The organism is Pseudomonas eucalypticola, from assembly GCF_013374995.1.
In the GTDB taxonomy this organism is placed as follows: domain Bacteria; phylum Pseudomonadota; class Gammaproteobacteria; order Pseudomonadales; family Pseudomonadaceae; genus Aquipseudomonas; species Aquipseudomonas eucalypticola.
Genome location: NZ_CP056030.1, coordinates 1,368,929 through 1,389,865 on the forward strand (window position 1 = coordinate 1,368,929; position 20,937 = coordinate 1,389,865).

At 63.7% G+C, this 20,937-nt stretch carries 17 protein-coding genes and 1 pseudogene; 7 read left to right on the forward strand and 11 right to left on the reverse strand.

From position 1 onward, the window contains the following. Positions 1 to 19: 19 nt before the first annotated feature. Positions 20 to 667, forward strand: a complete 648-nt coding sequence (gene pdxH, locus HWQ56_RS06305) for a pyridoxamine 5'-phosphate oxidase (protein ID WP_158155735.1) — start codon at positions 20 to 22, stop codon at positions 665 to 667. A gap of 202 nt (positions 668 to 869) precedes the next feature. Further along, a complete protein-coding gene (locus HWQ56_RS06310; protein ID WP_158155737.1) occupies positions 870 to 1,334 on the forward strand; it encodes an outer membrane lipoprotein in 465 nt (154 codons plus the stop codon). A gap of 82 nt (positions 1,335 to 1,416) precedes the next feature. Here HWQ56_RS06310 and nhaA read toward each other — a convergent pair whose 3' ends face one another. The 4 genes from nhaA to HWQ56_RS06330 form a co-directional block, all read right to left on the reverse strand. Then, a complete protein-coding gene (gene nhaA, locus HWQ56_RS06315) occupies positions 1,417 to 2,592 on the reverse strand; it encodes a Na+/H+ antiporter NhaA (RefSeq protein ID WP_158155739.1) in 1,176 nt (391 codons plus the stop codon). A 250-nt stretch (positions 2,593 to 2,842) separates the two neighbouring features. Further along, a complete protein-coding gene (locus tag HWQ56_RS06320; protein WP_158155741.1) occupies positions 2,843 to 4,453 on the reverse strand; it encodes an NAD(P)/FAD-dependent oxidoreductase in 1,611 nt (536 codons plus the stop codon). 116 nt (positions 4,454 to 4,569) lie between these two features. Beyond that, complete coding sequence (locus HWQ56_RS06325; RefSeq protein ID WP_158155743.1) at positions 4,570 to 5,247, reverse strand: COG3650 family protein; 678 nt, start codon at positions 5,245 to 5,247, stop codon at positions 4,570 to 4,572. Positions 5,248 to 5,328: 81 nt separating this feature from the next. Next, positions 5,329 to 5,928 carry a short chain dehydrogenase gene (locus tag HWQ56_RS06330; RefSeq protein ID WP_245217869.1) on the reverse strand — a complete coding sequence of 200 codons (600 nt, stop codon included), beginning with the start codon at positions 5,926 to 5,928 and terminating at the stop codon, positions 5,329 to 5,331. 70 nt (positions 5,929 to 5,998) lie between these two features. Here HWQ56_RS06330 and HWQ56_RS06335 point away from each other — a divergent pair, with 70 nt between their 5' ends. Beyond that, a complete protein-coding gene (locus tag HWQ56_RS06335) occupies positions 5,999 to 6,889 on the forward strand; it encodes a LysR family transcriptional regulator (protein WP_176570042.1) in 891 nt (296 codons plus the stop codon). 633 nt (positions 6,890 to 7,522) lie between these two features. On the opposite strand, the gene HWQ56_RS06340 is transcribed toward HWQ56_RS06335, so the two are convergent. From HWQ56_RS06340 to HWQ56_RS06360, 5 genes and pseudogenes are all read right to left on the reverse strand, one after another. Then, complete coding sequence (locus HWQ56_RS06340) at positions 7,523 to 8,224, reverse strand: ABC transporter ATP-binding protein (protein WP_158155749.1); 702 nt, start codon at positions 8,222 to 8,224, stop codon at positions 7,523 to 7,525. Next, positions 8,225 to 8,992: a high-affinity branched-chain amino acid ABC transporter ATP-binding protein LivG gene (gene livG, locus HWQ56_RS06345; protein WP_158155751.1), complete on the reverse strand. Its 768-nt coding sequence runs from the start codon at positions 8,990 to 8,992 to the stop codon at positions 8,225 to 8,227. Further along, positions 8,989 to 10,245 carry a high-affinity branched-chain amino acid ABC transporter permease LivM gene (locus HWQ56_RS06350; protein ID WP_176570043.1) on the reverse strand — a complete coding sequence of 419 codons (1,257 nt, stop codon included), beginning with the start codon at positions 10,243 to 10,245 and terminating at the stop codon, positions 8,989 to 8,991. Before HWQ56_RS06350 ends, livG begins: the two co-directional genes overlap by 4 nt. Next, a pseudogene (gene livH / locus HWQ56_RS06355) lies at positions 10,242 to 11,164 on the reverse strand (high-affinity branched-chain amino acid ABC transporter permease LivH). The gene HWQ56_RS06350 and the pseudogene livH overlap by 4 nt, the downstream one beginning before the upstream one ends. 226 nt (positions 11,165 to 11,390) lie before the next feature. After that, the gene (locus tag HWQ56_RS06360) at positions 11,391 to 12,509 is read right to left on the reverse strand and encodes a branched-chain amino acid ABC transporter substrate-binding protein (protein WP_158155757.1); all 1,119 of its coding nucleotides are present in this window, start codon (positions 12,507 to 12,509) and stop codon (positions 11,391 to 11,393) included. A gap of 375 nt (positions 12,510 to 12,884) precedes the next feature. Between HWQ56_RS06360 and HWQ56_RS06365 the strand changes: the two genes are divergently transcribed. After that, positions 12,885 to 13,193, forward strand: a complete 309-nt coding sequence (locus tag HWQ56_RS06365) for a DUF2288 domain-containing protein (protein WP_176570044.1) — start codon at positions 12,885 to 12,887, stop codon at positions 13,191 to 13,193. Positions 13,194 to 13,240: 47 nt separating this feature from the next. Here the strand turns inward: HWQ56_RS06365 and HWQ56_RS06370 are convergent, their stop codons facing one another. Beyond that, positions 13,241 to 15,508 carry a putative bifunctional diguanylate cyclase/phosphodiesterase gene (locus HWQ56_RS06370; protein WP_176570045.1) on the reverse strand — a complete coding sequence of 756 codons (2,268 nt, stop codon included), beginning with the start codon at positions 15,506 to 15,508 and terminating at the stop codon, positions 13,241 to 13,243. Between the two features lie 265 nt (positions 15,509 to 15,773). Between HWQ56_RS06370 and HWQ56_RS06375 the strand changes: the two genes are divergently transcribed. After that, positions 15,774 to 17,126: a spinster family MFS transporter gene (locus HWQ56_RS06375; protein ID WP_176570046.1), complete on the forward strand. Its 1,353-nt coding sequence runs from the start codon at positions 15,774 to 15,776 to the stop codon at positions 17,124 to 17,126. Between the two features lie 144 nt (positions 17,127 to 17,270). On the opposite strand, the gene rapA is transcribed toward HWQ56_RS06375, so the two are convergent. Next, positions 17,271 to 20,117: an RNA polymerase-associated protein RapA gene (rapA, locus tag HWQ56_RS06380; RefSeq protein WP_176570047.1), complete on the reverse strand. Its 2,847-nt coding sequence runs from the start codon at positions 20,115 to 20,117 to the stop codon at positions 17,271 to 17,273. Positions 20,118 to 20,353: 236 nt separating this feature from the next. Here rapA and HWQ56_RS06385 point away from each other — a divergent pair, with 236 nt between their 5' ends. Then, complete coding sequence (locus HWQ56_RS06385) at positions 20,354 to 20,698, forward strand: aspartate-semialdehyde dehydrogenase (RefSeq protein WP_176570048.1); 345 nt, start codon at positions 20,354 to 20,356, stop codon at positions 20,696 to 20,698. 61 nt (positions 20,699 to 20,759) lie between these two features. Continuing rightward, entirely contained in the window at positions 20,760 to 20,921 is a 162-nt protein-coding gene (locus tag HWQ56_RS06390) for a hypothetical protein (RefSeq protein WP_176570049.1), read from the forward strand. Positions 20,922 to 20,937 lie beyond the last annotated feature (16 nt).

Consider the following 20,937-nt stretch of genomic DNA (forward strand, 5'->3'; position numbering starts at 1 on the left):
ACGTCCAAGGAAGCGCGCAATGACCCAGCCCCTGGCTGATATGCGGCGTGACTACACCCGTGACGGCTTGACCGAGGCCAACGCCCCGGTCGAGCCGTTCGCGTTGTTCACGCGCTGGTTCGAAGAAGCAGTGAAAACCGAGCAGCCACCGGTCGAGGCCAATGCCATGACCTTGGCCACCGTCGACGGTGAGGGGCGGCCCCATTGCCGGGTGTTGCTGCTCAAGGCCCTGGATGCCCAGGGCTTCACCTTTTTCACCAACTACGAAAGCGACAAGGGCCGCCATCTGCTGGCCAATCCTTTCGCGGCCATGACCTTCTTCTGGCCTACCCTGGAGCGTCAGGTACGCATCGAGGGGCGCGTCAGCAAGGTCAGCCACGAGGAGTCCGATGCCTACTTCCAGGTGCGCCCGCTGGGCAGTCGCCTGGGCGCCTGGGCCTCGCCCCAGAGCCGGGTGATCGCCGATCGCGCCGAGCTGGAAGGCTTGCTCAAAGCCACCGAGCAGCGTTTCAGCGATGGGCAGCCCCATTGCCCCGAACACTGGGGTGGGTACCGCCTGGTGCCCGAGCGCATCGAGTTCTGGCAGGGGCGCTCCAGCCGCCTGCACGACCGCCTCAACTACCGCCTGATCGACCAGGCCTGGCAGCGTGAACGCCTGGCTCCCTGATCGGCGCGGCTGACCTTTTCCTCTCCGCTGTTGTCCAGACGGTATGGCATGATTGCCTGGCAAACCTGCCATATCGTCGGCTTTGACAGCCCTGCGCGACGGCTGTACAAGGGCTGAATGGACGCAAATTATTACAGCTGGTGTCGTGACAGTCTGCGAACCCCAGCGTTTAATGGGTACATTAGTCCCACGGAGAAAATTCATGCGTAAATCTGCACTGCTCCTTGCCTGCTTCACCACGACGTCCCTGTTTCTGGGCGGCTGTGTCTCTGACCTGTCGGGTGATAGCTATTCGCGTGATGAAGCCCGTCGCGTGCAGACCGTGCGAATGGGTACCATCGAATCCTTGCGGCCAGTGAAAATCGAAGGCACCAAGACGCCAATCGGCGCTGGCGCCGGCGCGGTGGTCGGTGGTGTGGCCGGTAGCGCCATTGGTGGCGGCCGCGGCAGCATCATCACCGCGGTCATCGGCGCTGTGGCTGGCGGCCTGGTAGGTTCGGCGGCCGAGAACGGACTGACCCGCACCCAGGGTGTGGAAATCACCGTGCGTGAGGACGACGGCAGCATGCGCGCCTATGTGCAACAGGTTCAGGAAAACGAGATTTTCCGGGTTGGCGAACGTGTGCGCATCATGACCGTGGATGGCACCAGCCGCGTCACCCACTGATTGTCGCTGCATTGAAAGAACCCGGCCTCGGCCGGGTTTTTTCATTATCGGGCCGGTTACCCGGCGAGGAGCGCAGTGGGGATTATCGCCGCTTGGGGCTGGCGAGGGCGGTCACCGCATAGCCAATGAACGCCGCCAGGATAGACCCGGTGAGAATGCCCATGCGGTCCTCGCCAGCGAACGGGCTTTCGCCTGGCACGTACGCCAACGAGCCCACGAACAAGCTCATGGTGAAGCCGATGCCGCACAGGATCGACACCCCCAGCAGCTGTTTCCAGTTCGCGCCGCCTGGCAGGCTAGCCAAGCCGACCTTGATCGCCAGCCAGGTCAGCCCGAACACGCCCAGGGTCTTGCCCACCAGCAGCCCGGTAGCGATGCCCAGCGGCACGTGGTGGGTGAAGCTTTCCAGGGTCACACCCGCCAGGGGTACGCCGGCATTGGCGAAGGCGAAGAGCGGCAGAATGCCATAGGCGACCCAGGGGTGCAGGGCATGTTCCAGCGTGCGCGACGGCGAGGTTTCCGCGTGGCGGGTACGCAAGGGGATGCAGAACGCCAGCGTTACCCCGGCCAGCGTCGCGTGCACGCCACTCTTGAGCACGCACACCCACAGGATCGCGCCGATGATGAGGTAGGGGGCCAGCTTGATCACGCCGAGCCGGTTCATGGCGATCAGCGCCACCAGGCAGGCCGCCGCCAGCATCAGCGCCAGGCTCGACAAGGTGCCCGAGTAGAACAGCGCGATGACGATGATGGCCCCCAGGTCATCGATGATCGCCAGGGTCATCAGGAACAGCTTGAGCGATACCGGCACACGCTTGCCCAGCAACGCGAGCACGCCCAGGGCGAAGGCGATGTCGGTGGCCATGGGAATGGCCCAGCCGGCGGCGGCCGCGGGGTTGTCGCGGTTCATCGCCCAGAAGATCAAGGCGGGCACCACCATGCCGCCGATGGCCGCCGCGCCTGGCAGTACCACCTGGGACACCTTGGATAGCTGGCCTTCGAGTACCTCGCGCTTGACCTCAAGGCCGATGATCAGGAAAAACAGCGCCATCAGCCCGTCGTTGATCCACAGCAACAGCGGCTTGGCGATCTGCAGGCTGCCGACCTGGGCGACCACCGGCGTGTCCAGGAAACTGTTGTACAGGCCTGACAGCGGTGAATTATTGATGAACAGCGCCAGCACGGCGGCGGCGATCAGCAGCAGTCCGCTGGCGGCTTCCAGTTGGAAAAAACGTGTCAAAGTATTGCGCAGAGGCACGGGCGCTCTCCATCCTGAGTTCCAAGGGGCACACCCTAACCCGTACCGACGGTTGTTAAAACAAAAGTTATATTCGTTTTTGTTATAACAATTCTGATGGGTTGGGCGGGGCGGAGGAAGCTAACAGAAGGGGAAGAAAGGGGGATTAGGACGCGTCTGATTTCACTGTAGGAAAGCGTGTAGATACTACAGATTCGTGCTCCCTTGTGGGGCCGAGCTTTGCCCGGTCCAACAAGGGAGTCATGAACGGCTAGTCTAGCCCCAACATGCTGCGTGCCACCGCCTCGGCGATACGAATACCATCCACGCCCGCCGACAGAATACCGCCGGCATAACCGGCGCCTTCACCGGCCGGGAACAACCCTTTCATGTTCAGGCTCTGGTAGTCCGCACCCCGGGTGATGCGCAGTGGCGACGAGGTGCGCGTCTCGATACCGGTCAGGATCGCATCGGCACGGGCGAAGCCGCGGATTTGCTTGTCGAACGCCGGCAGTGCTTCCCGGATCGCCTCGATGGCGAAATCCGGCAGCGACAGGGCCAGGTCGCCCAGGGAAACGCCCGGCTTGTAGGATGGCTCCACCTCGCCCAGCGCCGTGGATGGCGTGTTGGCGATGAAGTCGCCTACCAGTTGCGCAGGGGCCTGGTAGTTGCTGCCGCCCAGCAGGTAGGCCTTGGATTCCAGCTGTTCCTGCAGTTCGATACCCGCCAGCGGGCCGCCCGGGTAGTCGACCTCCGGGGTGATGCCCACCACGATGCCGGAGTTGGCATTACGTTCGTTGCGCGAATACTGGCTCATGCCGTTGGTGACGACGCGGCCCGGCTCCGAGGTCGCGGCCACCACGGTGCCGCCCGGGCACATGCAGAAGCTGTACACCGAACGGCCGTTCTTGGCGTGGTGCACCAGCTTGTAGTCGGCAGCGCCGAGTTTCGGGTGGCCGGCGTACTTGCCCAGCCGCGCCTGGTCGATCAGGCCTTGGGGGTGTTCGATGCGGAAACCGATGGAGAAGGGCTTGGCCTCCATGAACACGCCGCGGGCATGCAGCATGCGGAAGGTGTCCCGGGCACTGTGCCCCAGCGCCATGACCACATGACGCGAGGCGATCTGCTCGCCGTTTTCCAGCACAACGCCGTGCAGCTGTTCGCCGTCGATCAGCAGGTCGGTAACCTTGTGCTCGAAGCGGATCTCGCCGCCCAGGGCCTCGATCTCCTGGCGCATGGTTTCCACCATGCCGGTCAGGCGGAAGGTGCCGATGTGCGGCTTGCTGACGTAGAGAATCTCTTCCGGCGCGCCGGCCTTGACGAACTCGTGCAGCACCTTGCGGCCGTGGTGCAGCGGGTCTTTGATCTGGCTGTACAGCTTGCCGTCGGAGAAGGTACCGGCACCGCCCTCGCCGAACTGCACGTTGGACTCAGGGTTCAGCACACTCTTGCGCCACAGGCCCCAGGTGTCCTTGGTGCGCTGGCGCACTTCCTTGCCGCGCTCCAGCACGATCGGACGAAAGCCCATCTGCGCCAGCAGCAGGCCGGCGAAGATACCGCACGGGCCGAAACCCACGACGACCGGGCGTTCGGTGAGGCCTTCGGGGGCGTGGCCCACTACCTTGTAGCTGACGTCCGGCGCCGGGCCGACGTTGCGGTCGTCGGCGAATTTTGCCAACAGCGCGGCTTCGTCGCGCACGTTCAGGTCGAGGGTATAGATGAATTGCAGTTCGCTGTTCTTCTTGCGCGCGTCGTAGCTGCGCTTGAACAGGGTGAAGTCCAGCAGATCGGCGTCAGCGATCCCCAGGCGCTGCACGATGGCTGGGCGCAGGGCCTCGTCCGCGTGGTCCAGGGGCAGTTTCAGTTCGGTGATTCGTAACATGACAGGGTCCAATATCCGGGCCACAGGGTTGACCCGGCAGCTTTGCACTAACCGGCCATTATAAGCGTTCACAGGGGGTTGCCGTCAGGTTTTAACTGCCCGACGGCAATTATTGCTCAGTCGTCCCGCGCGCCGCCAAAGTAGGCACAACCGCGGTAGGGCTGGTCGTTGACGCGCAATTCGGCAGTCATCTGCTGCACGCTGCCGGTGGCCGGGTCCACACAGCGCTGGGGCGCCACCCACAGTTCGACGCGCAGGCCGTTGGCCTCGGTGCTCAGGCTCAGGCGGCCGTCGGGCAGTTGTTCCTCAACGTAAGGCACGGCCAGCTTGGGTTGGTCGGCACGGCTCAGCTCCAGGCCCTTGCCGCTGGCCCGCAGCTCCCATTGGCTGGGATCCTGGCCGGCGGCGCGCAGGGTCAGCAACTTGAAGTTCGGGTCCTTGCAGCTGGCGGTTGAGCGCTCCAGGCGGTAGAACTGGTGCAGGTCAATGGTGCCGTCCATGCCGCCGGTCTTGCTGGCCTCGAAGCGGCCGCGCACATCGGCGTAGACCTGCCCGGACTGGCCAACGATGCCGTCGGCCTCCTGCAGCACGCCGGTGTGGCCGATGTCGGTCACAGCGTAATGACGCTGTTCACCGCAAGGCTGGAACAGCAGCTGGCCGTTATTGCCCATCAACACGCCTTGCATGCGGGTCATGCCGGCCGTGGACGGTTGGGTGGGTGTGGACGCGAACATCTGGCAACCGGCGAACAGCGGCAGCAGGGCACAGCACAGCAGGGAACGGGCAACGCGCATCGGGGGCCTCCAAGTCAATGGCGGGAACCCTAGCACAGCAAAAGTGAAAATTGTGCCCGCTGCGGGTGCTGGGCAGTGGCGCTAGCCGACGATGAACACTTGGCCGGTCTGCAGGCCTTCCACGCTTTTCGCATAGGCCAGCGCCACATCGGCGGCTGGCACCGGCTTGTAGCCGCGGAAATAAGGCGCGTAGCTGCCCATGGCCTCTTCCAGCACCGTGGGGCTCACGGCATTGATGCGCAGGCCGCGGGGTAGCTCGATGGCAGCGGCGCGGACGAAGGCGTCCAGTGCGCCATTGACCATGGCCGCCGAGGCGCCCGTGCGGATGGGGTCGCGGTTGAGGATACCGGAGGTCAGGGTGAACGATGCGCCGTCGTTGGCAAACTCGCGACCAATCAGCACCAGGTTCACCTGGCCCATCAGCTTGTTCTGCAGGCCCAGGCTGAAGTCACTGTCGTTCATTTCCCCAAGGGCCTTGAACGTAACGCTGCCCACCGCGCTGACCAAGGCATCGAAGGGGCCGACCTGTTCGAACAGCTGGCGGATGGACGTCGCGTCGGCGATGTCCACCTGATGATCGCCGCGGGTGCGGCCGACCTTGATCACCTCATGGCGCTGGTCCAGCTCGGTGGCTATGGCGGAGCCCACGGTGGTTGACTCATGCAGTGGATGTGCTGCCAGTCTAGGTGTTCTGTTTTTTGCGATAATCCTGCCAATAGGCAACCTTGGGTTTTCATGGGGAAACAATCGGATGAGCGAACTCGACGACCTGGCCGCGTTTGCGACACTGATCCAGGCAGGCAGTTTCATCCGCGCGGCCGGCCAGCTGGGCTGGAGCAAGGGCCAGCTGTCCAAGCGCATCAGCGCCCTGGAAGCCGGCCACGGTGTGCAATTACTGCACCGCAGTACCCGACGGCTGAGCCTGACGGCGGCTGGTGCCGCGCTGCTGCCTGAGGCCCAGGCACTGGTGGCGCAGATGACCCGGGCGCGCCAGGCGCTGGCGTTGCTCAAGGATGAACTGGCCGGGCCCGTGCGCGTGACCGTGCCGGTGTCACTGGGTGAGGCGTTCTTTGAAGGCTTGTTGAAGATGCTGGCCGGCGATTACCCTCAGCTCACCGTTGAGCTCGACCTCAGCAACAGCTACCGCGACCTGGCGGGTGAAGGCTTCGACCTGGCGATACGCGAGACTGTGGCCAATGACGAACGCTTGGTGGCGCGCCCCTTGCTGACCATGCAGGAGATTACCTGCGCCAGCCCGACGTACCTGGCTGTGCACGGGGTGCCGCGCGCACCACAGGACCTGGTCGAGCATGCCTGCCTGCTCAATAGCCATTACGGGGGGGGAGAAGAGTGGCGCTATCACCAGCGTCACGAGCTGATTCGGGTAGCGGTAGCGGGGCCGTTCGCGAGCAATCATTACAGCTTGCTGAAAAAGGCAGCGCTGGCGGGGGCGGGCATAGCACGGCTGCCTTCGTACCTGCTGCATGCGGAGTTGAGAGAGGGGCGGCTAGTGGGCTTGCTGGGTGAGTATGAAACGGCCAGTACGGCGCTGTATCTGGTTCACCCCTACCAGGGCGGCATGCCCCGGCGGGTGCAGGTAGTGGCGGATTACCTGATGGCCTGGGCAACCCGCGACCGGTAGCAGCGGACCTGGCCGCGTCACGAACGCCGCGCAACACCGGGCACACCGCATGCGCCGGCGACGCGGCCAGGTCCGCTGCTACGCGGACCGCGGCGAACCTGCCAGCACCGCCGACGCGCCCAGGCGTCAGCCGCCCAACCTGATGGCCTGGGCAACCCGCGACCGGTAGCAGCGGACCTGGCCGCGGCACCAACGCCGCGCAACACCAGGCACACCGCATGCGCCGGCGACGCGGCCAGGTCCGCTGCTACGCGGACCGCGGCGAACCTGCGAGCACCGCCGACGCGCCCAGGCGTCAGCCGCCCAACCTGATGGCCTGGGCAACCCGCGACCGGTAGCAGCGGACCTGGCCGCGTCACGAACGCCGCGCAACACCAGGCACACCGCATGCGCCGGCGACGCGGCCAGGTCCGCTGTTACGCGGACCGCGGCGAACCTGCCAGCACCGCCGACGCGCCCAGGCGTCAGCCGCCCAACCTGATGGCCTGGGCAACCCGCGACCGGTAGCAGCGGACCTGGCCGCGTCACGAACGCCGCGCAACACCAGGCACACCGCATGCGCCGGCGACGCGGCCAGGTCCGCTGCTACGCGGACCGCGGCGAACCTGCTAGCACCGCCGACGCGCCCAGGTGTCAGCCGCCCAGGTAGGCCTCGCGCACCTTCGGGTCGGTGAGCAGGGCTTCGCCAGTGCCTTGCATCACCACCCGGCCGTTTTCCAGCACGTAGGCACGGTCGGCGATTTTCAGGGCCTGGTTGGCGTTCTGCTCCACCAGGAACACCGTCACGCCATCCTTGCGCAACTGTTCGATGATGTCGAAGATCTGCTGGATGATGATCGGCGCCAACCCCAGCGACGGCTCGTCGAGCAGCAACAGCTTGGGCTTGCTCATCAGCGCTCGGCCGATGGCAAGCATTTGCTGTTCACCGCCCGACATGGTGCCGCCGCGCTGGTTGAAGCGTTCCTTGAGCCGCGGGAACAGCTGCAGCACCTTGTCCATCTGCTCCTGATAGTCGCCCTTGTCGGTGAAAAAACCGCCCATGGCCAGGTTCTCTTCCACGGTCAGGCGGGCGAACACGCGGCGGCCTTCCGGTACCACGGCAATGCTCTTGCGCATGATGTCGGAAGAATCCTGGCCCACCAGCTCTTCACCGAGGTAACGGATGCTGCCCGAATGAGCGCGGGGCGAGCCGCACAGGGTCATCAGCAAGGTCGATTTGCCGGCACCGTTGGCACCGATCAGGGTAACGATCTCGCCTTGCCGGACCTCCACGTTGACGCTGTGCAGCGCCTGGATCTTGCCGTAGAAGGTGGAAACGTTTTCGAACTGCAGCATTTACGCTTCCCCCAGGTAGGCTTTGATGACTTCAGGATTGTCGCGGATCTGCTCGGGCGTGCCGTCGGCCAGGGGCGTGCCTTGGTTGATCACCACGATGTGGTCGGAAATGCTCATGACCAGCTTCATGTCATGCTCGATCAGCAGCACCGTGGCGTTGTGGTCCTGGCGCAGGGTAGCGATCAGCGCCTTGAGGTCGTCGGTCTCGCGCGGGTTCAGCCCAGCCGCGGGTTCGTCGAGCATGAGGATGCGCGGACGCGTCATCATGCACCGGGCAATTTCCAGGCGCCGTTGCTGGCCGTAGGCGAGGGTGCCGGCGGGGCGGTTGGCGAACTCGGTGAGGTTGACCTTTTCCAGCCAGAACTCGGCGTACTCCATGGCCTCGCGCTCGCTGCGGCGAAACGCCGGCGTCTTGAACAGGCCCGACAGAAAGTTGGTGTTCAGGTGCCGGTGCTGGGCAATCAGCAGGTTTTCCACGGCGGTCATGTCCTTGAACAGCCGCACGTTCTGGAAGGTACGCACCACGCCCTTGCGGGCGATCTGGTGGCCGGGCATGCCCTGGATGGGCTGGCCGTCCAGCAGGATGGTGCCGCCGCTGGGCTTGTAGAAACCGGTCAGGCAGTTGAACACCGTGGTCTTGCCGGCGCCGTTGGGGCCGATCAGGGCCACCACCTGTTTTTCCTTCACCGTCAGGCCCACGCCATTGACGGCCAGCAGGCCGCCGAATCGCATGCTCAGGCCAGATACTTCAAGAATGTTCTGCGTCATTTTCGCAGCTCCATGTGGGGGCGCTGCATGGGCAACAGACCTTGAGGACGCCAGATCATCATCAGCACCATCATGGCGCCGAACATCAACATGCGGTAATCGCTGAACTCGCGCATCATTTCCGGCAGCAGGATCATCACGATCGCCGCCAGGATGACGCCCAGTTGCGAGCCCATGCCACCCAGCACGACGATGGCGAGGATGATGGCCGATTCGATGAAGGTGAACGATTCCGGCGTCACCAGGCCCTGGCGTGCGGCGAAAAAGCTACCGGCGAAACCGGCGAAACTGGCACCCAGGGTGAACGCCGAAAGCTTGATGATGGTAGGGTTCAAGCCCAGCGCGCGGCAGGCGATCTCGTCTTCACGCAGCGCTTCCCAGGCACGGCCGATGGGCATGCGCAGCAGGCGGTTGATGATGAACAGCGCGGCCAGGGCCAGCAGCAGGGCTACCAGGTAGAGGAAGATCACTTTGCCCACGGGGTTGTAGGTCAGCCCGAAGTACTCGTAGAACGTTTGCGCGCCGTCGGCGGCGGAACGGTCGAACGACAGGCCGAACAGGGTCGGCTTGGGGATGTTGCTGATGCCGTTGGGGCCACCGGTGAGGTCGGTGAGGTTGCGCAGGAACAGGCGAATGATCTCGCCGAAGCCCAGGGTCACGATGGCCAGGTAGTCACCGCGCAGGCGCAGCACCGGGAAGCCCAGCAGGAAGCCGAACGTGGCCGCCGCCAGGCCCGCCAAGGGCAGGCAGATCCAGAAACTGAAGCCATAGTAGTGCGATAGCATGGCGTAGGTGTACGCACCCACGGCATAGAACCCGACATAGCCCAGGTCCAGCAGCCCGGCCAGGCCCACGACGATGTTCAGGCCCAGGCCCAGCATCACGTAGATCAGTACCAGGGTGGCGAGGTCGACCGCGCCGCGCGAGCCGTAGAACGGCCAGATGGACGCGACCACGATCAGGCCCAGGATTACCCAGCGCTGGGTCTTGGGTTGGGTGAGAAAGTCACCGGCCCGGGCGGGCACCAAGGGCAGCCGCGGGGTGCTTTTCCATGCCGAGCTGATCTGCCGGTTGAACAGCACCCGCACGAACATCAGCACCGAGCAGGCGGCGATGATCAGCAGGGTCGTGGTGCTGGCGCCCTGGACGATCAGGTGGATGCCATCGATGGACAGTTTCAGGCCCAGCACCGGGTAGGCCACGGCCCACACCAGCAGCGCGCTGAAGAACGCCGAATTGAGAGTCTTGTTCATACTTTTTCAACCTCCGGACGGCCCAGGATGCCAGTCGGCCGGAACAGCAACACCAGAACCAAAAGACCGAACGCCACCACGTCCTTGTACTGGTCACCGAACACATCGGCGCCAAACGCTTCGGCCACACCCAGTACCAGCCCGCCGAGCATGGCGCCCGGAATGCTGCCGATACCGCCGAGCACGGCTGCGGTGAAGGCCTTCAGGCCCACCAGGAAGCCGGCGTTGGGGTTGATCACCCCGTATTGCATGCTCAACAGCACCGCGGCGATCGCGGCCAGGGCCGCGCCGATGACGAACGTCAGGGCGATGATGTTGTTGGTATTGATGCCCAGCAGGTTGGCCATCTTCATGTCCTCGGCGCAGGCGCGGCAGGCGCGGCCCAGGCGGGAGCGGGAGATGAACAGGGTCAGGCCCAGCATGGCGATCAGGGTCACCACGAATACCACGACCTGCATGTAGGAGATCAGCACTTCCTGTGCCCCCCTGGCCCGAAGCTGAAGCTGCCCGGGATCAGGTTGGGTATCGATTTGTCCTTGGAGTCTTGCGTCTGCAGCACCATGTTCTGCAGGAAGATTGACATGCCGATGGCCGAGATCAGCGGAATCAGGCGGTTGCTGCCGCGCAAGGGGCGGTAGGCGATCCGTTCGATGCTGTAGCCGTAGGCACTGGTGACGACGATGCTGGCGCAGAAGGCCGCGGTCATCAGCAATGGCACGTTGTCCAGGCCCAGCATGGCAAGGCCCGCGATGGCGATGAACGCCACGTACGAACCGATCATGTAGACCTCGCCGTGGGCGAAGTTGATCATTCCAATGATGCCGTAGACCATCGTGTAGCCGATGGCGATCAGGGCATACGTGCTGCCAACGGTCAGGCCGTTAACCAGCTGTTGGAAGAAGTGATAGATGTCAGGCATTACCGCGCGCTCCTAAAAACCTGATACGCATTTCACTGGTGGAGTCATTTTCCTGCCCGCACGGGCGGTCGTAGCCGCGGGTGCAAAGCTTTATGCCAGCGAACCGCTGGTGACGGTTTTGAGATTTTCAGGTGAGCCGCCTTCCGGATCGCGGAAACCCGGCCCATTACCTCGTAAAACAAAGCCCACTGCTCGCGCAGTGGGCTTCATCGGTTTCAAAGAGCGTTTACTGGGGGCTGACTTCGGTCTTCGGTTTGCCGAAGTGCCATTCGTAGATCACGAATTTGAAGTCCTTCAGGTCGCCCTTGGCGTCGAAGCTCAGGTCGCCGGTGGGGGTCTTGAAGGTGCCGGCGTGGATGGCGGCGGCGACCTTGGCGGTGTCTTCGCTCTTGGCAGTGGTGATCGCGTCGGCGATGACTTCCACGGCCGAGTAGGACGGGAACACGAACGGGCCGCTCGGGTCCTGCTTCTTGGCCTTGAACGCATCGGCGAGGGCGACGTTGGCCGGGTCCTGGTCAAACGATTTCGGCAAGGTGACCAGCAGGCCTTCGGCCGCGCCCTGGGCAATCTGCGAGATGGAGTCGTTGCCCACGCCCTCGGGGCCCATGAACTTGGCGTTCAGGCCTTTTTCCTTGGCCTGGCGCAGGATCAGGCCCAGCTCCGGGTGGTACCCGCCGTAGTAGACGAAGTCGACGTTGGCTTGCTTGAGCTTGGCGATCAGCGAAGAGAAGTCCTTGTCGCCGGCGTTGATGCCTTCGAACACCGGCACCTTGATGCCGTCTTTTTCCAGGGTGGCCTTCACGGCGGTCGCGATGCCTTCGCCGTACTGCTGCTTGTCGTGGATGACCGCGACGAGCTTGGGCTTCACGAACTTGGCGATGTAGTTGCCGGCCGCCGGGCCCTGGGCGCTGTCCAGGCCAATGGTACGGAACACCATCTTGTAGCCGCGGTTGGTGATGTCAGGGCTGGTGGCGGCCGGGGTGATCATGATCACGCCTTCGTCTTCGTAGATGTCCGAAGCCGGCTGGGTGGAGCTGGAGCACAGGTGGCCGACCACGAACTTGACGCCGTCGTTGACCACTTTGTTGGCGACCGCTACCGCCTGTTTCGGGTCACAGGCGTCATCGTATTCGACCGCTTCGAGCTTCTTGCCGTCGACCCCGCCCTTGGCGTTGATCTGCTCGATGGCCATTTTCGCGCCCATGAACTGCATGTCGCCGTATTGGGTCACGGGGCCGGTCTTGGGGCCGGCGATACCGATCTTGATGGTATCGGCAGCGAACGAATGGCTGGCAACCCCCGCCAGAACCAGTGCGGCGAACAGCTTGGAAATCTGCTTAGTCATAGTGCTCCACTCTAACTGTTGTATTTTTTATAGTCTTGCGGCGAAAGCTGCAGGACCGGGTCTTGTCGAAGCGAGCGTCGCGTGTTCCCACGACTGCCCGAAGCGAACGAAAAACACCCCGATCGGCCCCCGGTAACTGTACCGGTACAGTGTAGAGCGCCGCTCGATCCATTGAAAAGCTGGCGCCTGGGGGCAAATGGCCAGGGTGTCGCTTTATCGACAGGAAGTTACAGAATAACGGCGGCGCAAACCCCTGCAGCAGGTCGTCATCCTTGGCTTTTCCGAACTTGCCATCAATCACGCAATTGAAACCGGGTTTTTCCATGGCAATCCGGGGCGTTATCATTGCACCCGATATTCTTTTTGGTGAAACCCATGACTGAACAACCTAGCACCCTCTATGCCAAGCTGCTCGGCGAGACTGCCGTGATCGGATGGCAGGAGCTGCAACCCTTCTTTGCACGCGGTGCCCTGTTGTGGGTCGAGCCTGCGCTGGATTTGGTCGCCGCCGCCGAGGCCGTAGCCACGGACGATGGCGCAAAAGTGAAGCAGTGGATGGACGCTGGATTGCTCGCCAAGGTGTCTGAATCGCAGGCGCTGGACTGTGTGGAGCGTGACCCCACGCTGTGGGCGGTGGTGGTATCGCCTTGGGTGTTGATCCAGGAAAGGGCAGACGAAAAATAATGGCACTGTAATGGTGCGCATACGCTCCGCCGAGCGCTTGCGTCTCTCTATCGGGCGGGGCGCGCCACCGGCGGCTCGGCGAACAGGTCGCGTACCACCCGCTCGTCACCGGCCCGGTTCGCTACCGGCTGGTTGAACAGCGTACCGTTGGCATTGCGGTGCTGGTTCAACTGGTCGAGCACGGGGCGCAGCTCGCCCAGTGACACCGGCCGGCTCAACAGGTAACCCTGCACGTAATCGCAGCCATAGTTGGCGAGGAACTCATACTGTTGCACCGTCTCCACGCCTTCGGTTACCACTTGCAGGTGCAGCGTGTGGGCCATGACGATGATTGCCTGGACAATCTCCATGTCGGCGGCCGAGCGGGGGATGTCCTGGATGAACGATCGGTCGATTTTCAAGGTGTCCAGTGGCAAGCGCTTGAGGTACGCCAAGGAGGAGTAGCCGGTACCGAAGTCATCGATGGACAGTGACACCCCCAGCGCGCGGATCTGGTTGAGCAGGCTGATGGTGGTGGCAATGTTGCCCATCAGCGCATTTTCGGTCACCTCCAGCTCCAGGCGCTGAGGCGCTACCCCGGCATCGGCCAGGGCCGAACGGATCTCCCCCACCAACTCCTCGCGGGCCAGGTTCAGTGCCGAACAGTTGACCGTGATCTTCAACTGTTCGCAGCCATTGCGGCCCAGGTGTGCCAGGTCACGGCAAGCGCGCTGCAGTACCCAATTGTCCAGCTCGGCGATCAGGCCATTGGTTTCGGCGATGCTGATGAATCGATCCGGGCTCAGCAGGCCATGCTGGGGGTGGCGCCAGCGTATCAGCCCTTCGAGCTTCGCCACCTGGCCGCTGTGCAGGTCGAAGATAGGTTGGTAGAACAGGTCCAGTTCATTGCCGGCACGCAGGGCGTAGCGCAATTCCTCTTCCAGTTGCAGTTCGAGGGTGGCCTTGGTGCGCAGGTTGGCGCTGAAGAAGTGCAGGGCGTTGCGCCCGGCGCCCTTGGACTGGTACAGCGCCAGGTCAGCGTGCTTGAGCAGCTCTTCGCAGGTGTCGCCGTCGTCCGGGAACACACTGATGCCGATGCTGGTGGTCATCACCATGCGCCGGCCGGCCAGGTCGATGGGCTCCTTCATTTTCTGCATGATGCGCTGAGCCATGTGCCGGGCTTCGTCGCGGCTGTTCATGGCGATCAGGATGCAGAATTCGTCGCCGCCAAAGCGCGCCACCACATCGGCGTGGCTGCGGGTTGCGCTTTTGATATGGCTGGCAATGACCTTGAGCAGGTCGTCGCCGGCATCATGGCCCAGGCTGTCATTGATGCGCTTGAAGTGGTCGATGTCCAGAAACATCACCGCCAGCATGCCGCCGTTGAGCTTCTGCTCGATCAGTTTTTCGCCGAACAGCTGGTTGAAGCCGCGGCGGTTGATCAAATTGGTCAGGGCATCGTAGTGGGCCACCTGTTGCAGTGAAACCCGCGCCTGGTCCAGCTGGCTGAGTAAGGCATTGACCCGCCGCAGGTCGTGCTCCTTGCTTTGCAGCTTCTTGTCAGCCAACGCCGCACTGAGGCTGCTGGCAATGATCAGCAAGGTAATGAAGGCTACGGTGAGCCCTAGCTCCAGGCTGTTGTCGACCATGGGCGCGTGCAGGGGGCTGCCCAGGGGCACAGCCATGACCAGCGACCACATGCCGAGAAAATGAGTGGCGACGATGCCGGCGCCCATCAGCAGGCTGGCGCTGTACTTGAGTAGCTGATGGAAGGTGCCGCTGCCCGTACGAAAATGCCTGGCGAGGAGCAAGGCGGCGAAACTGGCGACGATGGCGACCACGATAGACAGGCCGAACAGCCCAGGCTGGAAATACTGGGTAGCGGGGGAGCGCATGGCGATCATGCCGACGTAGTGCATTCCGGCGATGCTCAGGCCAATGCCGGTAGCGCTTTTGGCGTAGCCGAACAGGGTGATCTCGTCGCGGCTCAGGGTGTTCATCGCCAATAACCCTGCGACCAGCGCGATCAACAGCGACACCACTGTCACAGGCAGGTCGAAATGCATCTCGATGGGGGTTTCGAAGGCCAGCATGCTGATGAAATGCATGGCCCAGATGCCGCCCGCCAGGCACAACGCGCCTATCCAGCGCCACTGGTGCCGTGCGCCTGGGCGCTCGACATGGCTGATGCGCTCGGCCATGTCCAGGGTGGCGAAGCTGCCGGCGCAGGCCACCAGGTAAGCCAGCAGCACCAGAAATGGGTTGTGGCTGCAATTAAGCAGGATCTGCCCCTGTGTCGGCAAATCGCTAATAAAGTGAAAACCGAGCCAATCCATAGCGTGCCTCTGAACGAATACTCCCGAGCCACCCAGGGATGGCGAGTTAGCCACAGTATAGAAGGTGGCTGCTGAGTACTGGCAAAGTGATGCTAACCATTTCGGAATTGACGCAATAGCCGACCGCGATAACCGTGTGTACGGCCGGGTCGCCAATGACACTGCCATAATAGACCAGTATCACGAGTCCTGATTCAGCGGACAACCGCCCATTCACGTTCTAAATTGCATGTGGCCTTCAACAACAATAATAGCGAGTGCCACCATGCCTTCATCTGCCCAGGCGCCCCATGCGTGGCGCATTCTGTTTCTGCTTTTTCTCGCCAACCTCTTCAACTTCTTCGACCGCACCATTCCGGCCATCATCATCGAGCCCCTGCGCCTGGAGTGGCACTTGAGCGATTTTGAGCTGGGCATTGTCGGTACCGCGTTTACGCTGGTCTATGCCGCCGCAGGCGTGCCCCTGGGGCGCATGGCCGACCGGGGTTCACGGCGCGGCATGATGGGCTGGGGCCTGGCGGTGTGGAGCGCGCTGACCGCGGTCAATGGCTTCGTGGGTGGGTTCTGGACGTTTCTGCTGGTGCGCATGGGCATTGGCATTGGCGAGGCCAGCTATGCGCCGGCGGCCAACTCGCTGATTGGCGACCTGTTCCCACCGCAGCGGCGCGGCCGCGCCATGGGGATATTCATGCTGGGGTTGCCATTGGGCCTGTTGCTGGCGTTCTTCACCATTGGTGCCATGGTCGAGTTTTTCGGCAGTTGGCGCGCGCCGTTCTTCGTGGCGGCGATACCGGGCCTGGTATTGGCCCTGTTCATGTTCAGCATCCGTGAACCCGCGCGTGGCGCCGCCGAGGCCGAGCCTGTGTCCCAGCAGCCGCTGGACAAACCCCTGCGTCGCCTTCTGGCGATTCCCACCTTCTGCTGGCTGGTGCTGGCGGGCCTGGCATTCAACTTTGCCACCTATGCCTGCAACAGCTTCATGGTGCCGATGTTGCAACGCTACTTCCACCTGCCGCTGCACCAGGCTGCGGTTTCGACCGGCGTCATCGTCGGCGTCACCGGCCTGGTCGGCCTGACCCTCGGTGGTTGGGTAGCGGACAAGGTCCAGCAGCGCCTGGCCAACGGCCGCCTGGTATTGGCGGCCAGTTGCATGGTGGTGGCCGCCAGTGCCACCGCCTGGGCCTTGGCGGCGGGGCGCATCGACATTGGCCTGTTCGTGACGGTGTTCGGCCTGGGCTGGTTTTTCAGCTATGCCTTCTACACCTGTGCCTACACTGCCATTCTGGAAGTGGTGCACCCGCGCATGCGCGCCACGGCCATGGCGCTGTTCTTCGCCGGGCTGTATCTGCTGGGCGGCTCCATGGGGCCGGTGGTGGCGGGGCTGCTGAGCGACCGCTTTGCTCGCCAGGCCATGGACGAAGCAGGCGCCGAGCAAATGAGCGAGGCGTTCAAGGCCGTGGGGTTGCATGACGCGATGTTCGCCATTCCGGTGGCGCTGGTGTTGACGCTGGTGTTTCTGGTGTTGGCGGCGCGCAGCTTCAAGCGGGATGCGCAGCGTATGCGGGAGGGGATGAGTGTGGTGGCGCCAGCGGGGGCGTCGGTAGTGGCGGGGGCTTGAATCAGCCAATCACAGGGTTTGAAAGCCTCCCTTCGGGGCCGAGCGCAGCGGGGGAAACGCCACACCGCGTACTGTCGGTCAGTACGCGGCGCCACGTTCCCGAGCTTCGCCCGGTTCCACAGGGAGCGCAGTAGCGGCAGGCTATCAGCCTGCGACGAGCACCCGGATCGCTTCCAGGCGCAGCGCAGCCTTCTCGAACATCGCCAGGCCCTGTTCACGCTGCTTGCGCAGGGCGTCCAGTTCGCTGTCGCGCACGGTCGGGTTGACCGCTTGCAGGGCGGTCAGGCGGGCCAGTTCTTCTTCGGTCTCGGCGGCCAGGCGGCGCTTGGCCTCGGCCACGCGCTCCACATGGCGTGGCAGCACCTTGGTTTCGCCTGCGTTGATGCGCGGGCCAAGGACATCGCGCTGGGCCTGGATGAACTTGTTGGCGCTGGCCTTCGGTACGCTTTCCAGTTGGTCATTGAGGGTTTCGAACGACACCCGCGACGACAGATCGTTGCCGTTGGCGTCCAGCAGGCAGCGCAGCGCCTGGGGCGGCAGGTAGCGGCCCAGTTGCAGGGCACGCGGGGCGACCACTTCGCTGACGTACAGCAGTTCAAGCAGTACCGTGCCGGGCTTGAGTGCCTTGTTCTTGATCAGCGCCACGGCGGTGTTGCCCATGGAACCGGACAGCACCAGGTCCATGCCGCCCTGCACCATGGGGTGTTCCCAGGTGATGAACTGCATGTCTTCACGCGACAGCGCCTGGTGGCGGTCGTAGGTGATGGTCACGCCTTCGTCGTCGCCCAGGGGGAAGCTGGCGTCGAGCATTTTTTCGCTCGGCTTCAGGATCAGGGCGTTGTCGGAGTGGTCTTCGCTGTCGATGCCGAAGGCGTCGAACAGGGTTTCCATGTAGATCGGCAGGGCGAACTGGTCGTCCTGCTCCTCGATGGCCTCGACCAGGGCCTTGCCTTCGCCGCCCCCGCCGGAGTTGAGCTCCAGCAAGCGGTCGCGGCCCGTGTGCAGCTCGCTTTCCAGGCGCTCGCGTTCAGTGCGGGCTTCGGCCACCAGGGCGTCCCAGTTGTCGTCGTCACCGCCTTCGAGCAACGGCAGCAGGCGGGGGCCGAACTGATGCTGCAGGGCGTTACCGGTCGGGCAGGTGTTGAGGAAGGCGTTCAGTGCCTGGTGGTACCACTGGTACAGGCGCTCTTGCGGGCTGTCCTGCAGGTACGGCACGTGCAGTTCGATGACGTGCTTCTGGCCGATACGGTCCAGACGGCCGATACGCTGTTCCAGCAGGTCCGGGTGGGCCGGCAGGTCGAACATCACCAGGTGGTGGGCGAACTGGAAGTTGCGGCCTTCACTGCCGATTTCCGAGCAGATCAGCACTTGCGCGCCGAACTCTTCGTCAGCGAAGTAGGCGGCGGCGCGGTCACGCTCCAGGATGTTCATGCCTTCGTGGAAGACGGTGGCCGGGATGCCGGAACGTACGCGCAGGGCGTCTTCCAGGTCCATGGCGGTCTCGGCGTGGGCGCAGATCACCAGCACCTTGGTGCGCTTGAGCATTTTCAGCTGGTCGATCAGCCATTCCACCCGCGGGTCGAAACGCCACCAGCGGTTTTCCTCGTCGGTTTCGGCCTGGGCCTGGAAGGCCACTTCCGGGTACAGCTCGGCGTGTTCGCCCAGCGGCAGCTCCATGTACTCGTCCGGGTTGGCCAGTGGGTACGGGTGCAGCTTGCGCTCCGGGAAGCCCTGCACGGCGGCACGGGTGTTGCGAAACAGCACGCGGCCGGTGCCGTGGCGGTCCAGCAGTTCGCGGATCAGGCGCGCGGCGGCTTCGGTGTCGCCGTCGTTGACAGCGGTCAGCAGGGCTTCACCCTCGGCGCCCAGGAAACCCTGGATGGTCGCGTGGGCCTTGGGCGAGAGGCGGCCTTTTTCCAGCAGTTCCTGTACGGCTTCGGCCACCGGGCGGTAGTGCTCGCTCTCGGCGCGGAAGGCGGCCAGGTCATGGAAACGGTTCGGGTCCAGCAGGCGCAGGCGCGCGAAGTGGCTGTCCTGGCCCAGCTGTTCGGGGGTAGCGGTGAGCAGCAGCACGCCGGGGATGACCTCGGCCAGTTGTTCGACCAGCGAATACTGTGGGCTGGCCGTGGTTTCGTGCCACACCAGGTGGTGGGCCTCGTCGACCACCAGCAGGTCCCAGCCGGCGGCGAACAGCGCGTCCTGGGCCTTTTCGTCCTCGGTCAGCCACTCCAGCGAGACCAGCGCCAGTTGCGCGTCTTCGAAGGGGTTGCCAGCGTCGCTCTCGATGAAACGCTCGGCGTCGAACAGGGCGACCTGCAGGTTGAAGCGGCGGCGCATTTCCACCAGCCATTGGTGCTGCAGGTTTTCCGGTACCAGGATCAGCACGCGGCTGGCGCGGCCCGACAGCAATTGGCGGTGAATGACCAGCCCGGCCTCGATGGTCTTGCCCAGGCCCACTTCGTCGGCCAGCAGCACGCGCGGGGCGATGCGGTCGGCCACTTCACGGGCGATGTGCAACTGGTGGGCGATAGGCTGCGCACGCACGCCGCCCAGGCCCCACAACGACGACTGCAACTGCTTGCTGGTGTGTTCCAGGGTGTTGTAGCGCAGCGAGAACCAGGCCAGCGGGTCGATCTGGCCGGCGAACAGGCGGTCGCTGGCCAGGCGGAACTGGATGAAGTTCGACAGTTGGGTTTCCGGCAGGCTGCACGGTTGGTTCTGGGCATCGAGACCGTGGTAGACGAGCAGGCCGTCGACGTCCTCGACTTCCTGCACGGTCAGCTTCCAGCCTTCGAAATGGGTGATCTGGTCACCCGGAGAGAACCGCACCCGAGTCAGCGGCGCGTTGCGCAGGGCATATTGGCGGGTGTCGCCAGTGGCCGGGTAGAGCACGGTCAGCAAGCGCCCGTCCTGTGCCAGAACGGTGCCTAGACCTAGCTCTGCTTCGCTGTCGCTAATCCAGCGTTGCCCCGGTTGATACTGCTGCGCCATGCTGCCTGACTCCCGCCATGAAAAAGCCGACTATGGTACCGGATGATAGCCCCGAGGGCCAAAGAGTCTCGTCGATTAAATGCAGCTGAAAGCTTCAGGTTTCACGCTGCACGCGCAGGAACTGCGCCGGACTCGCGTGCAACTATGCTTGTGTGACGTAGTCGATACTTCAGCTACAAACACCTCAAGCCGCCCCACCTGCCGCCGTTACCCCGGCAACAGGAGAGCCCAAGACCATGTTGCCACCTATCCTTCCCCTCAGCGTAGTGCCGGTGACGTCGCAGCTCGACCCGGTACGCCCGGCGCCGCCGATCGTGGCGCCGGTCACGCCCAGCCAGCCGACGTCGGATGAAACCGAGATCGACCTGCGCCAGCGCGATCAGGAAACCGCGGCATTGCTGCTGCGCGAGGAGGCGGAACGCCAACGCCGTCGTCAGCGCCAGCGCGAGGAAGCCGAGCACGACCCCGAGGCCCATTTGCCGGTGCCCGGCCATGAACTGAACGCCGACAACACCGTGCCGGTGGCGCCATTGATCGACGACGAACCGCGCCAGGGGCTGTGGGTAGACATAGAAGTTTGATCCGCGGGGCGTCTGCCCGCATTATGAATGCCTGACCCTCGCCCCACCTGACGTAGTGACCATGAGCCAGGACGACAAGCTGATTGATTTCACCGCCGAGCGTGCCAAGCGCGTGCACGACCTCAATGACAAGCGCCTGAACGAAATGCGTCAGCAGTTCGAGCAGGTCATGCCCCTGGGCAGCGGCAAGAAAAAACCCAAGAAGAAGCCCAAGAAGCGCTGAAAACTTGACCTGAGTC